Consider the following 16,989-nt stretch of genomic DNA (forward strand, 5'->3'; position numbering starts at 1 on the left):
GGATTCAGCTCTGGGCGTGGCCGGGAGGCAGCAGCGGTCCGCACTCCCACTGCTGGAAGATCAACCGGGTCTCCACCCGGGCCACCTCGCGCCGTGCCGTGAACTCGTCCAGCACCAGCCGCTGCAGATCCGCCGGGTCCGCGACGGCCACATGCACCAGATAGTCGTCCGGCCCGGTCAGATGGAACACCGACCGCGCCTCCGGCAGCGCCCGGATCCGCTCCACGAACGGACCCACCAGCTCCCGCCGGTGCGGCCGTACCTGTACCGACAGCAGCGCCTGGAGCCCGCGTCCGAGTTTGGCCGGATCGAGTCGCAGCTGATGACCGAGGATCACGCCCGAGCGGCGCAGCCGGGTCACCCGGTCCAGGCAGGTCGACGGTGCCACGCCCACCTGCGCGGCCAGATCACGGTAGGTGGTCCGGGCGTCGTTCTGCAGCAGTCGCAGCAGATGGAGGTCCACCGGATCCAGTACGACAGATTCGGCCATTGGCCGAACGTAGCACGGTGTTCGATTTCAGTGAACCGTTCGATGTTCACCCTTCCGCCCATGGACACAGCGAGCACCGGTGCCTACGACGGCGTACGCACCGCATCCAGAGCCCTTGCCACCGAGGCCGTGCACGCCGGCCGCGACGATCTTCCCCGCCAGGGCCTGCACACCCCGCCGATCGACCTGTCCACCACCTACCCCTCCTACGACAGCCGCGGCGAGGCCGCCCGTATCGACGCCTTCGCCACGGACGGCGCCGACCCGGTCGGACCGCCGGTCTACGGCCGGCTCGGCAACCCGACGGTCGCCCGCTTCGAGACCGCGCTGGCCCGGCTGGAGGGCACCGAGTCCGCGGTCGCCTTCGCCAGCGGCATGGCGGCGCTCAGCGCGGTCCTGCTCGCGCGGTCCGCCATGGGGCTGCGCCACGTGGTCGCCGTACGACCGCTGTACGGCTGCAGCGACCATCTGCTGACCGCCGGGCTGCTCGGTACGGAGGTCACCTGGACCGACCCGGCCGGCATCACCGAGGCGCTCCGCCCGGACACAGGTCTGGTGATGGTCGAGTCCCCGGCCAACCCGACCCTCGCCGAACTCGACCTGCGGGCCATCGCCCACGCCTGCGGCTCGGTCCCGCTGCTCGCCGACAACACCTTCGCCACGCCCGTGCTGCAACGTCCGGCCGAGCACGGCGCCCGGCTGGTGCTGCACAGCGCCACCAAGTACCTCGGCGGCCACGGCGATGTGCTGGCCGGCGTGGTGGCCTGCGACGAGGAGTTCGCGGGCCGGCTGCGGCAGATACGGTTCGCCACGGGTGGAGTGCTGCATCCGCTGGCCGGCTACCTGCTGCTGAGGGGTCTGTCCACGCTCCCGGTCCGTGTGCGTGCCGCCTCCGCGAACGCCGCCGAACTGGCCCGTCGCCTCGCCGCCGATCCGCGCGTGGCCCGCGTCCGCTACCCCCGGCTGGGCGGCGCGATGATCGCCTTCGAGGTGCACGACGACCCGCACGAGGTGATCTCCCGGGTCCGGCTCGTCACCCCGGCGGTGAGCCTCGGCAGCGTCGACACGCTCATCCAGCACCCCGCCTCCATCAGCCACCGCATCGTCGACGCCGACGACCGGCGCGGCGCGGGCGTCAGCGACCGGCTGCTGCGGCTGTCGGTGGGACTGGAGGACGTGGACGACCTGTGGGCGGACCTCGACCAGGCGTTGGGGGAGCCTGTCCGGATGCCGGTACCCCTGCGGGAGGCGGTGGGCTGAGCGGCGGCCGCCGGTGGCCGTAGCGGCCGGTGGTGGGTTCGGCGGGGTTCGGCGTAGCCGGGGCGCCACCGTCGTGGCCGGGTCCAGGCGCGGCGGGGCCGCGGTGGGGCGGCTTCGGCGGCCGGCCGACCCGGCCTCCGGGTACCGGCCTCGGTAGGGCGGCCGGGCCGGTGCCCGCGGGGGTACGCCGGCCGCGGCCGGCCGTGTGTCAGTCGCGCTTGGCCGGGTCGCCGGCGCGGCCCACCACGGTCTCGTACGGCGAGCGCCGCGCGACCGGTGTGGCGTTCAGGCGGGCCGTGATGACCAGTGTGCCCTCCTCGATCTGGTAGTCCAGGGGCAGCCCGAGGCCGCGCATCGCGGTGACCATGCCGGTGTTGGACGCCTGCGTCACCGCGTACACGCTCTCGCAGCCGGCCTCCACGGCCATCGCCACCAGCCGGTCCAGCAGCTCGCCGCCGATACCGCGCTGCTGCCAGTCGTCCTCGATCAGCAGCGCGACCTCGGTCTCGTCGCCGTCCCACAGCAGGTGTCCGAGGCCGACGATCCGGCCGGAGGTGGTCTGCGCGGCCAGCGTGCGGCCGAAGCGGGGGCTGAGCAGGTGGGTCAGATAGCGGTCCGCGTCGCCGACCGGGCCGTGGTAGCGCATGCCGAGGGTGCGCGGCGAGCACCGCTCGTGCATCGCCTTCGCGGCGGCCAGGTCCGAGGTGTCGACCCGGCGGACGGTGATGTCGTTGCCCTCGGGCAGCGTCAGCACGTCCTTGCCGCGCGGGATCCGCGGACCCAGCCGGCTGTCCAGCTCCACCAGCGCCCGGACGCGCGCGAACTCGGTCGGTGTGAACGGCAGATACGGCCGCTCGACGGTGAGCACCCCGCCCTCCGGAGCCGGCAGCCGCATCACGGTGTCCTCCAGCACGCCCTCGGCCGGCACCGGCTCCGGCCCCCGGCCGCCGCCGACCGGTGTCCCGGGCAGCGAGCGGATCGTGCACCGCCCCAGCAACTGGCGCAACGCCAGCGGCAGTTCGGCGGCGTCCAGCGCGGTGCGCGCGGCCAGGCCGAGTACCCGGGTGGGGGCGTCGACCAGGTCATGGGCGTCGGCCCGCTCGATCCAGGTGGACGCGCCGCCGGCCAGCGAGACCGCTCGGGTGATCTCCGCCGCCGCCAGCGCGTCCGGCGCCCGCAGCAGGAACTCGTCCACGGTGCCCTCGGCGAGCGGGTGCGCCTGGAGGCTCAGGATGTCCACGTGCCGCTCGGCCAGCGCCGTGCACAGCGCCGCGAGCGAGCCCGGCTCGTCCTTCACCGTCGTCCGCATCCGCCACAGCGCACGGGTACCCGTCACGTCGTGCGCGGAGGTGCCCTCCCGGTCGGCGGGCCCGGCCGGCCGGGCCTCGGGGGCCGGCCGGGCGCCGGTATCGCCGGTCGGCGGTGCGTGCCCGTGGCGCCGTGCCCACCACGTGTGGAAGCCCGCCGTCGCGGCCAGCACGAGCGCCGAGATCACCAGCAGCGTGGGACCGTCGGGACCGTGCCCGATCAGGTTCGCCACCGCGTCGGCCACGGCGACGGCGGTGAACAGGGCGGCGAGCTCGACGAGGTCCCGCCGCCAGTGGTGTACGGGGCGTCCGTGCTTCGCCCTGGTCACATTCGACATGTCTGCAGTCATGCAGCCACTGTGAAGGAAGGGTGTTGCGTGATCACGAACGGTTTGTGACCGATGGGTAAAGCATGCTCCGTCCCTTTTGTTGCGCTTCCTATGGCCGGGTCGCCCCGCCCTGGCACAGGAACCGCCCGCGCTACTGCCCCACCCGGCCCGGCTGGAGCGTCCGCGTGAACAGCACGGTGCCGTCGTACTCGCGCAGCCGGACCGTCAGTTCGCCGCTGTCACCGTCGATGTCGACCTCGCCGAAGAACTGGTACCCCTCGGCCGGAGAGACGTTCGAGGCGGTGGGCGCCTTGACGAACACCCGGTCCGGGCCGAAGGTGCCGTCCAGCGCGTTGGCCGGGAAGGCGCCGGCGTTGAGCGGGCCGGAGACGAACTCCCAGAACGGCTCGAAGTCCTTGAACGCGGCCCGCGACGGGTCGTAGTGCTGGGCCGAGGTGTGGTGCACGTCGGCCGTCAGCCACACCGTGCCGGTGATCCGCCGGTGCTTGATGAAGCGCAGCAGCTCGGCGATCTGCAGTTCGCGGCCGAGCGGAGCGCCCGGGTCGCCCTGAGCGACCGCCTCGAAGTCCGGCTTGCCCTCGACCGGGTCGGGCACGACCAGGCCGAGCGGCATGTCGTTGGCGATCACCTTCCACACCGCGCGGGACTTCGCCAGCTCCCGCTTGAGCCACTCCAGCTGCTCGCGGCCGAGGATGCCGACCGGGTCCGTGGTCTGGTCGTCGGGCGAGTTGGCGTTGCGGTACGTCCGCATGTCGAGCACGAACACGTCCAGCAGCGGGCCGTGGTGGACGGCGCGGTAGATCCGGCCGTCGGGGCGGCCGCTGATCGTGGAGACAGGGAAGTACTCCGAGAACGCCTGTCGCGAGCGCAGCGCCAGATCGTCGAGCCGCGTGCCCGCCGGGTAGGGGGTGCCGGTGCCGATGACCTCGCCCGGGTACCAGTTGTTGCGGACCTCGTGGTCGTCCCACTGGATGATGTTCGGCACCTGGGCGTTGAACCGGCGCAGCGCCGGGTCCAGCAGGTTGTAGCGGAAGTTGCCCCGGTAGTCGTCCAGGCTGATCGCGACGTGCGACTTCTCCTCGGTGGTGAGGCTCCGGTAGACGCTGCCGTCGGGCAGGGTGGCGGTGGCCGCGATCGGACCGTCGGCGTAGATGTTGTCGCCGCTGCACAGGAAGAAGTCCGGGTCGGCCTTCGCCATGGCGTCGAAGATCCGGTAACCGCCTATCGACTCGTTGATGCCCCAGCCCTGTCCGGCCAGGTCACCGGACCACACGAAGCGCACGCCCTGGCGCCGCTTCGCGGGCGCGGTACGGAAGGTGCCGGTCACCGGCTCGCCCGTGCGGCGCGGGTCGTCCGGGTCGGCGAGCAGCACGCGGTAGTGGATCTGCTCGCCCGACGGCAGGCCGCGCAGCCGCGTGGTGCCGGTGAAGTCCGTGCCCGAGCCCAGCAGAGGGCCGTGCCATCTGCGCGGGTTGCGGAACGACTCGGTGGCCGAGGTCTCCACGATCATCCGGGCCGGCCGGTCAGAACGCACCCACACCAGCCCGGAGTCGGTGGTCACGTCGCCGGCCTGCACGCCCCAGCCGGCCCGGGGCCGCCCGGAGCGGGCGAACGCCGGGGCCGCGCCGAGGCCGGCCGGCAGGGTGAGTGCCGCCGACGCGGCGAGGGAGCCGCGCAGGACGCTGCGGCGGCCGGGGAACGGACGGTCTGACATGGCTGCGCCTCCAAGGACGGGATCCGGCCGGTGTGCAGAGCCACACCTACGGGGACGCTGCGGCGCGCGCGGAAACCCCAAGTGAACAACGGGCCTTGGGGCGGTGTCGCCGACCACTGAGCCGCGGCCCCGGACGGTCCGTCAGCCGGCTGCGCGGTACGCGACCCACGGACGGCCGCCGTATCGGATCCGCTCGCACGCGCGTACGAGCGGGAGCCGGGCTGCGAGGGCGCGGTGCGCGGCGTGCGGCGGGTCCGGGTTCGGGTCTGGGGCGGATCTGGGTCCGGGTTCGGGTGTGGGGTCGGATTCGGGTCCGGGTTCGGGTCTGGGGCGGATCCGGGCTCGGTTCGGGCCCAGGGTCGGATCCGGGCCGGCGGGAGGTGCGTCGCCCTCCGCGGGCACGCGCGCACAGGGGGCGTACCCGGCCCTCGGCCTCTTCGGGGGCTCGGCGCCGATGGCCGCTCCCGGCGCCTTCGGCGCAGCCCGGCCACCGTCAGCCGGTCCCGGCCCGGTTCCGGAGGCGCGCCGGGCGGCTGCCCGGGCGTCCGTCGGCCCGTTCAGCGGCTGCCGTCCAGGATGACCCGCGCGACCAGCGCCGGGTCGTCGTTCATCGGACAGTGCCCGCAGCCCGGCAGCCGCACCAGCCGGGCGTGCGGGATCAGCTGCTTGGCCCGCACGCCCTGCCGGCGGACGAGGAGCCGGTCCTGGGTGCCCCAGGCCACCGTGACCGGCAGGCCGGGCAGCGCGTCGGTGAACTGCACCGCGCTGCCCGCCCGCAGCGTCGCGTCGAACCCGGTGGCGCCCACCAGCGCGAGCGTCTCGGCGACCACGGCCTCCGGGGCGCGGCGCGCGGGGCGGGCGTAGATGGTGCTCGTCAGCGCGGTACGGCCGGCCGCGCTGTGCGAGAGCCGCTCCACCAGCGGCAGCGGGAGCCGTTGGGCGATGCCGCGCATCGCGAGCAGGACCGCGAAGGCGTACCGCCGCTCGGCCTGCGTCCAGAACCCGGCCGGGGACAGGGCCGTGACGGAGCGCACCCGCTTCTCCCGGCCCAGCTCCAGGGCGAGCAGGCCGCCCAGCGAGTTGCCGGCGATGTGCGGACGGTCCAGCTCCAGCGTCTCGAACAGGGCGCCGAGCACGGAGTTGGTGGTCGGCAGGTCGTAGGCGAGGCCGTCCGGCAGGCCCGGGGACGCGCCGAAGCCCGGCAGGTCGACAGCGATCACGTCGCGCTCGGTGGCGAGGATGTCCACGACCGGGTCCCAGGCCTGGCGGTGATGGCCGATGCCGTGCAGCAGGACGAGCGGTTCACCGCGTCCCACGCGCGCGTAGGACACGGCCACGTCCTTCGGGCCATGCGGGGTGGGGACCTTGAAGGAGACGGTGGCGGACATGGGGTGCTCCTCGTCTGGGTGCTGACGGACGCCGTAGACAGCTTGTCAGCAATTACTACCGGCCGGTAGCCCCCGAGGGGAGCGTGCCGGGCTCCCGCGGTGGTCAACCGGCCCGGCGCACCTCGATGTTGAAGTCCGCGGTCCCGAACTGCCGCATCATGGTCAGCCACAGCGGCAGGTACATCTCCGTCGCCCGCGCGGCCTGGATCCCGCCCAGGTCCAGCACCCGCTCCGCCGGCCACCCGAACTCCACGAGCAGGTCCGTCACCTGCTGCTTGGCCCGGGCGTCCTCACCGCACACGAACAGGTGGTGCGCGCCCGGAACCCGCCCCGGATCCACCATCACCTGACAGTTGACCGTGTTCAGCGTCTTCACCACGCGTGTGCGCGGGAAGGCCCGCTGGATCTGCTCGCCGACGCTGTCCGACTCCACCGGGTCCAGACGCGCCTGGCCGTCCTCGAAGGCCAGGGGGTTGGAGACATCCACCACGACCTTGCCGTCGAGGTGCTCCGCGCCGGCCGCCCGCAAGGCGTCGAGCGCCACCCGGCCGCCCACCGCGTTGATGACCACCTCGGCCGCGGCCGCCGCCTCCGCGAAGGTGCCCGCGCGGGCCCGCTCCGCCGCGGCCGTGGCCCACTCCAGCGCCACCGGGTTGTCCTTGACGCGCGAGCCGAGGGTCACCTCGTGTCCCAGCTCCACCAGCCTGCCGCCCAGCGTGCGCCCCACCTCGCCCGTGCCCAGCACCGCGTACCGCATCGGCCACCTCCAGGTCACCGGCCGCCGGCCCCCGGCGGTCCGCGGTCATTGTGATCCGCGCCGCTGCCGGACGGGCCGATTCCGGGTGGACACGCCCCGCGCGTGTCGGATGGGATGGAGCGGTGACCGCCGACACCGCGACCGACCTCTTCGAAGCACACCGCCCCCTGCTCACGGGGGTCGCCTACCGCATGCTCGGCCGGGTGGCCGACGCCGAGGACGTGGTCCAGGACGCCTGGCTGCGCTGGTCCCGCGCCGACCGCGCGGCGGTCCGCGAGCCCCGTGCCTACCTGGTGCGCGTCACCACCCGCCTGGCGATCGACCGGCTGCGCCAGGTGCAGGCACGCGGCGAGGCGTACGTCGGGCCGTGGCTGCCGGAGCCGTACCTCACCGAGTTCGGCGACGCCGTCCCGGACGCGGCGGACCACGCCGTGCTCTCCGACAGCGTCTCCCTCGCCGTGCTGGTCGTCCTGGAGTCGCTGTCCCCGCTGGAGCGGGCCGTCTTCGTGCTCAGGGAGGCCTTCGGCTACCCGTACGCCGAGATCGCCGCCCTGCTCGACCGCGCCGAGCCGGCGGTACGGCAACTCGCCGGGCGGGCGCGCCGGCACGTCGACGAACGGCGGCCGCGCTACGAGGTCGACCCCGTCCAGCGACGCGAGCTGACCGAACGGTTCCTCGCCGCCGCGGCGGGCGGTGACCTGGACGGGCTCATGACGCTGCTCGCCCCGGACGTGCGGCTGGTCGGCGACAGCGGCGGCAAGGCCAAGGCGCCGCTCAGGATCCTGCGGACCGCCGACAAGGTGGGCCGTTTCCTCCTCGGTGTCGCGCAGCAGCCCTGGGTGGACCCCTCCTACCGCTTCCTGGAGACCAACGGCGGCCCCGCGCTGCTGCTCCTGTCCGGCGGCAAGCCCGAAAGCCTCGTCCAGCTGGACATCGCCGACGGCCGCGTCACGACCGTGTACGTCGTCCGCAACCCCGACAAGCTGCGGCACCTCGCCGACAGCTGAACCCCGCACGCCCCGCGAGCCCCCGTCCTGCGACGGGGGCTTTGCCGCGATGTCACACACACCGGCGCGTGCGAACGCCTCATGAACGCTCCGCGGCACGGCGGCTGAGCGGTGCCCAAGGGATCGAGGATTGGTCTTGACCAAGGGTGAAGGCCGCCCTATGGTCGCAGAGAAGTGCAACAACCTTTAATAAACAAGGGCGCTAAAAACCGCCGGACCACGGCTCTTGCGGAGGACAGGGTGGGGACCACGCAGCTGGAATCGGTGCCGGAACCGAAGTACTGGCATCTCAAGACCGTGCTCAGCGAGGCACTGGACTCGGAGTTCTCGGTCGGCGAGATCCTGCCCAACGAGCGCGACCTCGCCGCCCGCTTCGGCGTGGCCCGCGCGACGCTCCGCCAGGCCCTCGAACAGCTGGAGCTGGAAGGCCGGCTGCAGCGCCGCCGCGGCGTCGGCACGACCGTCGCGCCCCCGCGCGTGGGCGTGGCCGTCGGCACCGAGCGGCACACCTGGCCGGGCGCCGCCTCGGACGCCTGGCAGCCCGTCGACTGCGACCAGGCGGTGCCGCCCGCCGCCGTCGCCACCGCCCTGGAGACCGGCGCGGACGAACTCGTCCACACCGTGCGCCGCTCCCGGATGTCCCACGGCCAGCCGGTCGCCGCCGAACTCCTCTACGTCCCGGCGGCCTCGGTGCCCGACCTCACCGCGATCGACGCCCCCTCGGGCCCGGCACGCGCGCGTGCGGTGCTGCGTGAACTCCAGCACCTGACGCTCGACGGCCAGGACCGCGCCGTCGAACTGGGCTCCGCCCGCGCGGACGACGCCAAGGAACTCGACCGGCTCCCCGGCTCACCCGTCCTCGTCGTCACCACCCGCTTCTACGCCGCGGGCCGCACCGCCGCCCTCTCCGTGGCGACCTACCGCGCCGACACCTGCCGGCTGACCTTCGGCGACTCACCGGACGTCGAGATACACCACGACCCGGAGCGCCAGGCTTCCTGACGTCCGGGTACCTCCGAATCGACGGGCGGGCCTGACGCCCCAGGGGCGCGAGACCGTGCCACACACGGCTCGGCCCCGCAGGGGCTCCCGGCCTCACGGCGCCACGCCGGTGCGACGACCTTGCCCGGCAGGCGCCGGTCTGCCGTGTCTCCGGGTGTCTGGACATCACCGGGCGGGGGCTGACGCGCTCAGGGGTGCGGACATCCGGCTTCGTCGCGGGGGCGCTTCCGGCCCCGATGGTGCTGTGCCGGTGCGGCGACCTCCCACGACAGGCGCCGGTCTCACAGGGCTCCGGGCCCCCGAGGGGCCGCCGCGACGCCCAGGAGCGCGGAGCCGCAGTGGCACGGCGCAGGCTCAGCGCCGCGTCACCGTGCCGTCGACGGCGAACAGCTGGTCCTCGACGTGGTCCAGAGCCAGGCGCAGTGCCCCCGTCGCCACGGCCGCCTCACCCAGCAGGGACAACGCCACCTGAGGCGGCCGCAGGCAGTAGCGGGCCAGTTCGCGGCGCAGCGGTTCCAGGACGCCGTCGAGGCCGGCCGCCCAGCCGCCGATCACGACCAGCTGCGGATCGAGCGCCAGCACCAGCGCGGCCACGTCGTGCACGAGCCGCTGGATGAACCGTTCCACGGCCGCCCGCGCCCGCTGGTCGCCCTCACGGGCCAGCGCGAACACCTCGGCGACCGCCTGCTCGTCCAGCGGGTTCAGCGGCTCGTCCGTGGTGGACAGCAGCGTCTCCGGAGGCGCCTCCCGGCCCAGCAGATGCAGCGCGCCGATCTCCCCGGCCGCACCGCCGTAGCCGCGGTGCAGCCGACCGCCGATCAGCGAACCCGCGCCCGGGCTCAGCCCGGCCAGCACGAACACCACGTCGTCCGACTCGGCCGCCGCGCCCTTCCAGTGCTCGGCGACGACGGCCGCGTTGGCGTCGTTCTCCACCAGCACCGGGCACGTGAAGGAACGGCCCAGCCGCTCGCCCAGCCGCAGGCCCGTCCACTGCGGCAGCGCCGTGCCCAGGCGTACCGTGCCGTCGGCCTCCACGATCCCCGGCGTGCCCACGCCCACGGCCCGCAGCGAGTCGCGTGCCACCCCGGCCCGCCGCAGCAGCTCGGCGACCGTGCCGCGCAGCCGTTCGAGCCGCTCGTCCGCCGTGGCCGTCTCGTCGACCTCCTTGGCCTGCGCGCCCAGCACCCGGCCGTCCAGGTCGGACAGCAGTGCGGCGACCCGGTGCGGCCCGATCTCCAGGCCCAGCAGGTGCCCCGCCTCGGCCCGGAACCGGAACCGGCGCGCGGGCCGCCCCTGTCGGCGCGCGATGCCCTCGTCGGCGGCCTTCTCCACGACGAGCCCGCCCTCGATGAGCCCTTCGACGACACCTTCCACCGTCGGCCGGGACAGTCCGGTGACCCGGGTGATCTCGGTGAGCGTCGCGCAGTCCGTGGCACGCAGCGCGTGCAGCACCACCGCGGAATTGATCCTTCGCAGCAGCGAGGGATCGCCGCCGGTCAGCTGCCCCACCGTCCGTCCTTCCAGCTCGCGCGCGTGTTGGCCGGATCGTACTCGGCCCGGCGCACCCCGGCGAGTGCCGGGTTCCGCATCAGCAGCGGCACCGCCGCTCTCAGCGCGGCTCGACGAAACCCGACTCGTAGGCCGTGATCACCGCCTGGGTGCGGTCGCGCGCGCCGAGCTTGGCCAGCACGGCGCTCACATGCGTCTTGACCGTCTCCCCGCCCACGACCAGCCGTGCGGCGATCTCCGCGTTCGACAGCCCCCGCGTCATGAGCCGCAGCACCTCCGCCTCCCGCTCCGTCAGCCGAGCCCGCTCCAGCGTGGCACGCGCCGGCCGGTCGCCGGCGCCGTACCGGGCGGCGAGGCGCCGTACCGAAGCCGGGAACAGCAACGACCCGCCTTCCGCGACCAGCCGTACGGCGTGCACGATCTCGGCCGGGCGGGCCCGCTTCAGCAGGAACCCGGCGGCGCCCGCGCGCAGGGCCTCGTACACGTACTCGTCGTCCTCGAACGTCGTCACCACGAGGATCTTCGGCGGCTCGGCCACCGTACGCAGCACCACGCGCGTGGCCTCGATGCCGTCCAGCAACGGCATGCGGACGTCCATGGCGACGACGTCCGGCCGCAGCTGCCGCACCAGCGGGACGACCGCGGCCCCGTCGGCGGCCTCGCCCACCACCTCGATGTCGGGCTGCGCCTCCAGCACGGCCCGCAGACCCGCGCGGACCAGGGGTTCGTCGTCGACGAGAAGTACGGTGACCGGCATCCGGCCAGCCTAGGTCAGGTGATCGGCAGCTCCGCGCGCACCTGCCAGTCGCCCTCGTCCGGGCCGGTCCGGGCGCTGCCCCCGAGCAGCGCGGCCCGCTCCCGTATGCCGCGCAGGCCGCTGCCCCGTCCGGCGCCGGGTATCGCGCCCGGCAGGGGATTGCGGACCTCCAGGGCGAGCGTGCCGTCGCCGACCGCGACCCGCACCCGCACCCGCACGGGCACCGCTCCCGCGTGCCGCAGCGCGTTGGTGAGCGCCTCCTGCAGGATCCGGTAGCCCTCGCGGGACACCGGTCCGGGCACGGCCGCGACCGGACCCGTCACCTCGGCGTCGACCTTCGCGCCGGAGGCCCGCGCCGACTCCAGGAGCCGGCCCGCCTCGGCCAGCGTGGGCCGGGCGCTCACCGGCCGCTCGGCCTCCCGCAGCACGCCCAGCACCCGCTCCAGATCCTCCAGGGCCGCTCGCCCGGTCTCCTCGATGGCGTCCAGCGCGCGGTCGGTGAACTCCGGATCGCCCGCCGCCCGCGCCGCGCCGGCCTGCACCACCGCCACCGTCAGGGCGTGCCCGATCGAGTCGTGCAACTCCCGCGCGATCCGGGTGCGTTCCAGCAGCTGCTCGGTGCGCTCCTCCAGCGCGGCCAGCCGCTCGGCCGCGGAGGGGCCCAGCAGCCGGCGCGCGCAGGCGGTGACCAGCTCGCCGAGTCCGACGACCACGCCGTACAGGGCGAGCAGCGGGAGCGGCGTCAGCAGGGCCCAGGCGCGGTGCGGCGGCAGCCGGTCCAGCACCGGCACCCCGGACGGCGCCAACCCCCAGGCGCACCGTGCCAGTTCGAAGCCGGCGGCGGGCAGCCACACCGTGGCGAACATGGCCGCCGCGCCGAGGAACATCCGCAGCTCCAGCCACAGCAGGGTCCGCAGCCGGTCCCGCCAGGTCGCCGACGGCGCCTCGGATATACCCGGATCCGCCTCGCCGGGCGTGAGCAGCAGACGCGCCTGCACGCCCTCGCCCCTGCGGACCGCGGGTACGAGTGCGAGCGGGACGAGTACCAGCGCGGGCACCCAGGGGACCGACGGGCCGATGAAGAGCCAGACGCTGACCACCAGCATCGGCACCCACAGATGCAGCAGGCGCGTGTACGTCGTCCCGCGCAGGAGCGGGCGCAGGAAACGGATCATGCGGGCCATGACGCCATCGTCGCAGGCGGCACCGACAACGGGCCTCCCCCGCACGGGGGAGGCGATCCCCACCGGCGGGGGAGGTCCCGACACCGTCGGACGGCAAGGCTGTTGCCATGACCAGCATCGACGTACGCGACCTCAGCAAGGAGTACGGCGGACGGCGGGCCGTGGACCAGCTCACCTTCAGCGTGCGCCCCGGCCGCGTCACCGGCTTCCTCGGCCCCAACGGCGCCGGCAAGTCCACCACCATGCGCCTCGTCCTCGGCCTCGACCGGCCCACCTCGGGCACCGCCACCATCGGCGGCCACCCCTACGCGGCCCTGCGCGAACCGCTGCGCCGGGTGGGCGCGTTGCTCGACGCCCGGGCCGCGCACGGCTCCCGTACCGCCCGCGACCACCTGCGGGCCCTCGCCGCGAGCAACCGCATCCCGGACCGCCGGGTCGACACCGTCCTGGAGGAGACCGGTCTGGCCCAGGTGGCGCGGCGCCGGGTACGGACGTACTCCCTCGGCATGCGCCAGCGGCTCGGCATCGCCGCCGCCCTCCTCGGGGACCCCGAGGTCGTCCTGCTCGACGAACCCGCCAACGGCCTCGACCCCGAGGGCATCGTCTGGATCCGCACGCTGCTGCGCCGGCTCGCCCGGGAGGGCCGTACCGTCCTGGTCTCCAGCCATCTGATGGGCGAGACCGCCGCCTTCGCCGACCACCTCGTGATCCTGGGGCGGGGGCGGCTGCTGGCCGACACACCGGTACAGGAGTTCATCCACGCGCGCGTACGGCCGCACGTCAGGATCCGCACCAGCGAGCCCTCGGCACTGGACGACCTGCTCGCCCGCCACGGCCTCGACGCCTCCCCGGACCCGGACGGATCCCGGACGGTGTGGCACACGCGCGTGGACGACATCGGCCGGCTCATGTCCGGCGCGGGCCTGCCCGTACTGGAGCTCACCGCGCGCGAGGCCACCTTGGAGGAGGCCTATCTCGATCTGACCGCGGCCGAGGCCGAGTTCACCGCACCGCCCCAGGAGGCCTGACCATGGAGTTCACACCCGTTCTGCACGCGGAGTGGATCAAGATCCGTACCCTCCGCTCGCTCCTCGGCAGCCTCGCCGCCGTCCTCCTGGTCACGACCGCGTTCTCGGCGCTCGCGGTCGCCGACGCCGACGGCTCGGACCCGCTGTACTCGGTGTTCTTCGGCGTCAGCCTCGGCCAGATCGCCGCGATCGCCTTCGGTACGACGGCCGTCTCGGCCGAGTTCCGCGGCGGCGCCCTGCGGCTGACGCTGTCGGCGGCGCCCGACCGCCTGCGGTGGTTCGCCGCCAAGGCCGCCGCCATCGCCCTGCCCGTGCTGGCCGTCGGTCTCCTCACCGGGCTGGCCACCCTGCTCGTCGGCAAGTCGGTCCTCGGCGCCTCCGGCCCGGCCTGGGGCGAGGGCCTGCGCGGCGCGGTCGGCTGCGCACTGCAGCTGACGCTGATGGCGCTGTTCGCGGCCGGACTCGCGGCCGTGCTGCGCAGCGGGGTCGCGACCCTGTCCGTGCTGATCCCGTTCCTGCTGATCGTGTCCTTCGTCATCGGCGACCTGTCCGGAGGTGTCGCCGACTTCTTGCCCGACCGGGCCGGCCAAGTCGCCCTGCACAGCACCTGGGACGGCGCCCTCGGCCCGTGGACCGGGCTCGCGGTGACCGCGCTGTGGTCGGTGGCCGCGCTGCTCGCGGGCGCGTGGAGCCTGCGGCGCAGGGACGCCTGACGGCACACCAATTGTCAGTGGGGCCCGCTTTACTGGATCACATGGACATCGCGAAGTGCCTGGCCGTCATCGACGTGCTGTGTGCCCGGGAGTTCCCCGCGGAGCACGGCAGGACGGAACACGGCGAGAGCGGGCCCGGCTATCACATAGCGGCCTTACACAGGAGCGGTGACTACTGGGAGGACGACGGCACGGCACGGGAGGAGACGGCGGCTCAGTTCGAGGCCGACCGCGACGGCCTCACCGAGCTGCTCACCGGCCGGTGGGGGCCACCGCAGCGCTTCAGCCTGCGCAGCGTCCTCGTCCGGACCATGGAGGGCGAGGACATCGAGGAGCCCTGGGCCGAGCTGAGCGAGCACGTGCCGGACGTCCACCTGTGGCAGGCGCCCGTGCCGGACCGCTGGGTCTGCCTCGGCGTGTCCCACGGGCGCCAGGAGCTTCCGTTTCAGCTCCTCGGCATAGTGACCGAGACCGACCCGCCCTGATCCGCCGCGCCCGCCGCCTCCCGCAGCCGGGCGAACTCCTCCGCCATCGCCGCCGCCGTCCAGTGCGCGTTCAGTCCGCTCGGATTGGGCAGCACCCACACCCGGGTGTCCCCGACGGCCCGCTCCTGCGGTCCCACCCGGGCCGTGCGGTCACCGAAGGCGGCCCGGTACGCGGTCACCCCGACCACCGCCAGCCACCTCGGCCGCAGCCGGATCACCTTCTCGGTCAGCAGCCGCCCGCCCTCGACGTACTCCTCGGCGGTCAGCTCGTCGGCCCGCGCGGTCGCCCGCGCCACGACGTTCGTGATGCCCAGCCCGTACCCCAGCAGCTCCCGCTGCTCGGCCGGCTTCAGCAGCCTCGGCGTGAAGCCGGACAGGTGCAGCACCGGCCAGAAGCGGTTGCCGGGGCGGGCGAAGTGGTGACCGGTCGCCGCCGTCATGAGCCCCGGGTTGATCCCGCAGAAGAGCACGCGGAGGCCGTCCGCGACGACGTCCGGCACGAGACGGTCGCGGGCGACCTCCAGGTCCGCCTGCGTGAAGCGGGGAGAGCGTGGCGTGCGGGTCAGAGGATCGCTCCGGGGGTGTAACCGGCCGCCTCCGGGTGCTGCTTGACGATCTCCTCGATACGGCCGACGACGACACCGACCTGGTCGGCGGCGGCACCGGTGAAGGACAGCTTGTCGGCCATCAGCGCCGCGAGCTGCTCGCGGTCCAGCGGCAGCCGGCCGTCGGCGGCGAGCTTGTCCAGCAGGTCGTTGCGCTCGGCGCCCTGCTCGCGCATCGCGAGCGCGGTGGACACGGCGTTCTCCTTGATCGCCTCGTGCGCGACCTCACGGCCGACCCCGGACCGCACCGCGCCCATCAGCACCTTGGTGGTGGCGAGGAACGGCAGGTAGCGGTCCAGCTCACGGGCGATGACGGCCGGGAAGGCGCCGAACTCGTCGAGGACGGTCAGGAAGGTCTCCAGCAGACCGTCCAGCGCGAAGAACGCGTCCGGCAGCGCGACCCGGCGCACCACCGAGCAGGACACATCGCCCTCGTTCCACTGGTCGCCCGCCAGTTCGCCGGTCATCGAGGCGTAGCCGCGCAGGATGACCATGAGGCCGTTGACGCGCTCGCAGGAGCGGGTGTTCATCTTGTGCGGCATCGCGGAGGAGCCGACCTGGCCCGGCTTGAAGCCCTCGGTGACCAGCTCGTGCCCGGCCATCAGCCGGATCGTCCTGGCCAGCGAGGACGGCGCCGCCGCCAGCTGCACCAGCGCGGTGACGACCTCGTAGTCCAGCGAGCGCGGGTAGACCTGGCCGACCGAGGTGAACGCCTGCGCGAAGCCCAGGTGCCGGGCGATCCGGTTCTCCAGCTCGGCGAGCTTGGCCGCGTCGCCGCCGAGCAGGTCCAGCATGTCCTGCGCGGTGCCGACCGGGCCCTTGATGCCGCGCAGGGGGTAGCGGCCGAGCAGCTCCTCGACGCGGCCGTAGGCGACCAGCAGCTCGTCGGCGGCGGTCGCGAAACGCTTGCCGAGGGTGGTGGCCTGCGCGGCCACGTTGTGCGAGCGGCCGGCCATGACCAGCTCCGCGTACTCGCCCGAGAGCTTGCCGAGACGCGCGAGTACGGCGACCGCGCGGTCGCGGATCAGCTCCAGCGACAGCCGGATCTGCAGCTGCTCGACGTTCTCGGTGAGGTCGCGGGAGGTCATGCCCTTGTGCACGTGCTCGTGCCCGGCGAGGTCGTTGAACTCCTCGATCCGCGCCTTCACATCGTGCCGGGTGACCTTCTCGCGCTCGGCGATCGAGGCCAGGTCGACGGTGTCGAGGACACGCTCGTAGTCGGCGATCGCCTCGTCCGGGACCTCGATGCCGAGGTCCTTCTGGGCCCGCAGCACGGCGAGCCAGAGCTGCCGCTCCAGCTTCACCTTCTGCTCGGGGGACCAGAGCGTGGCGAGCTCGGCGGAGGCGTAGCGTCCGGCGAGGACGTTCGGGATGCGGGGCTTGGCGGGCGCAGAAGTCACGTGTCCAGAGTCTACTGGCGGTTTGTGCAGGCC

At 73.8% G+C, this 16,989-nt stretch carries 16 protein-coding genes; 6 read left to right on the top strand and 10 right to left on the bottom strand.

Going from position 1 to position 16,989, the window contains the following annotated elements; translation table 11 throughout:
* Nucleotides 1-4 precede the first annotated feature (4 nt).
* The gene (locus IE244_RS36410; RefSeq protein WP_191877866.1) at nt 5-490 is read right to left on the bottom strand and encodes an Lrp/AsnC family transcriptional regulator; all 486 of its coding nucleotides are present in this window, start codon (nt 488-490) and stop codon (nt 5-7) included.
* A gap of 60 nt (nt 491-550) precedes the next feature.
* Between IE244_RS36410 and IE244_RS36415 the strand changes: the two genes are divergently transcribed.
* Entirely contained in the window at nt 551-1,750 is a 1,200-nt protein-coding gene (locus tag IE244_RS36415) for a trans-sulfuration enzyme family protein (RefSeq protein ID WP_191877867.1), read from the top strand.
* 208 nt (nt 1,751-1,958) lie between these two features.
* Here the strand turns inward: IE244_RS36415 and IE244_RS36420 are convergent, their stop codons facing one another.
* The 4 genes from IE244_RS36420 to IE244_RS36435 all read right to left on the bottom strand — a co-directional run bounded on the left by IE244_RS36420 (nt 1,959) and on the right by IE244_RS36435 (nt 7,266).
* The gene (locus IE244_RS36420; protein ID WP_191877868.1) at nt 1,959-3,407 is read right to left on the bottom strand and encodes a GNAT family N-acetyltransferase; all 1,449 of its coding nucleotides are present in this window, start codon (nt 3,405-3,407) and stop codon (nt 1,959-1,961) included.
* 130 nt (nt 3,408-3,537) lie between these two features.
* Nucleotides 3,538-5,121, bottom strand: coding sequence for an alkaline phosphatase D family protein (locus tag IE244_RS36425; RefSeq protein WP_191877869.1), 1,584 nt, complete (start codon nt 5,119-5,121; stop codon nt 3,538-3,540).
* A 557-nt stretch (nt 5,122-5,678) separates the two neighbouring features.
* Nucleotides 5,679-6,509 carry an alpha/beta fold hydrolase gene (locus IE244_RS36430; protein ID WP_191877870.1) on the bottom strand — a complete coding sequence of 277 codons (831 nt, stop codon included), beginning with the start codon at nt 6,507-6,509 and terminating at the stop codon, nt 5,679-5,681.
* 103 nt (nt 6,510-6,612) lie between these two features.
* Entirely contained in the window at nt 6,613-7,266 is a 654-nt protein-coding gene (locus tag IE244_RS36435; protein WP_191877871.1) for an NADPH-dependent F420 reductase, read from the bottom strand.
* Nucleotides 7,267-7,388: 122 nt separating this feature from the next.
* Here IE244_RS36435 and IE244_RS36440 point away from each other — a divergent pair, with 122 nt between their 5' ends.
* Nucleotides 7,389-8,273, top strand: a complete 885-nt coding sequence (locus IE244_RS36440) for an RNA polymerase sigma-70 factor (RefSeq protein ID WP_191877872.1) — start codon at nt 7,389-7,391, stop codon at nt 8,271-8,273.
* Nucleotides 8,274-8,513: 240 nt separating this feature from the next.
* Nucleotides 8,514-9,275 carry a GntR family transcriptional regulator gene (locus IE244_RS36445; RefSeq protein ID WP_191877873.1) on the top strand — a complete coding sequence of 254 codons (762 nt, stop codon included), beginning with the start codon at nt 8,514-8,516 and terminating at the stop codon, nt 9,273-9,275.
* 354 nt (nt 9,276-9,629) lie between these two features.
* Here IE244_RS36445 and IE244_RS36450 read toward each other — a convergent pair whose 3' ends face one another.
* From IE244_RS36450 to IE244_RS36460, 3 genes are all read right to left on the bottom strand, one after another.
* Complete coding sequence (locus IE244_RS36450; protein ID WP_191877874.1) at nt 9,630-10,784, bottom strand: ROK family transcriptional regulator; 1,155 nt, start codon at nt 10,782-10,784, stop codon at nt 9,630-9,632.
* Between the two features lie 100 nt (nt 10,785-10,884).
* On the bottom strand, nt 10,885-11,541 hold the full coding sequence (locus IE244_RS36455; protein ID WP_191877875.1) for a response regulator transcription factor: 657 nt from the start codon (nt 11,539-11,541) through the stop codon (nt 10,885-10,887).
* A gap of 14 nt (nt 11,542-11,555) precedes the next feature.
* Entirely contained in the window at nt 11,556-12,716 is a 1,161-nt protein-coding gene (locus IE244_RS36460; RefSeq protein WP_191877935.1) for a sensor histidine kinase, read from the bottom strand.
* Nucleotides 12,717-12,832: 116 nt separating this feature from the next.
* Between IE244_RS36460 and IE244_RS36465 the strand changes: the two genes are divergently transcribed.
* Genes IE244_RS36465 through IE244_RS36475 form a run of 3 tightly spaced genes read left to right on the top strand, consistent with a single transcriptional unit; the run spans nt 12,833 to nt 14,951 of the window.
* Complete coding sequence (locus tag IE244_RS36465) at nt 12,833-13,753, top strand: ABC transporter ATP-binding protein (protein WP_191877876.1); 921 nt, start codon at nt 12,833-12,835, stop codon at nt 13,751-13,753.
* A 2-nt stretch (nt 13,754-13,755) separates the two neighbouring features.
* Entirely contained in the window at nt 13,756-14,466 is a 711-nt protein-coding gene (locus IE244_RS36470) for an ABC transporter permease (protein WP_191877877.1), read from the top strand.
* A 41-nt stretch (nt 14,467-14,507) separates the two neighbouring features.
* Nucleotides 14,508-14,951 (top strand): hypothetical protein, encoded by a 444-nt coding sequence (locus tag IE244_RS36475; RefSeq protein WP_191877878.1) that lies wholly within the window; start codon nt 14,508-14,510, stop codon nt 14,949-14,951.
* On the opposite strand, the gene mug is transcribed toward IE244_RS36475, so the two are convergent.
* Nucleotides 14,912-15,451: a G/U mismatch-specific DNA glycosylase gene (mug, locus tag IE244_RS36480; RefSeq protein ID WP_191877879.1), complete on the bottom strand. Its 540-nt coding sequence runs from the start codon at nt 15,449-15,451 to the stop codon at nt 14,912-14,914. The genes IE244_RS36475 and mug overlap by 40 nt on opposite strands.
* 62 nt (nt 15,452-15,513) lie before the next feature.
* Nucleotides 15,514-16,956 (bottom strand): adenylosuccinate lyase, encoded by a 1,443-nt coding sequence (purB, locus tag IE244_RS36485; protein ID WP_191877880.1) that lies wholly within the window; start codon nt 16,954-16,956, stop codon nt 15,514-15,516.
* Nucleotides 16,957-16,989 lie beyond the last annotated feature (33 nt).

The organism is Streptomyces filipinensis, assembly GCF_014649495.1.
Taxonomy (GTDB): Bacteria; Actinomycetota; Actinomycetes; order Streptomycetales; family Streptomycetaceae; genus Streptomyces; species Streptomyces filipinensis.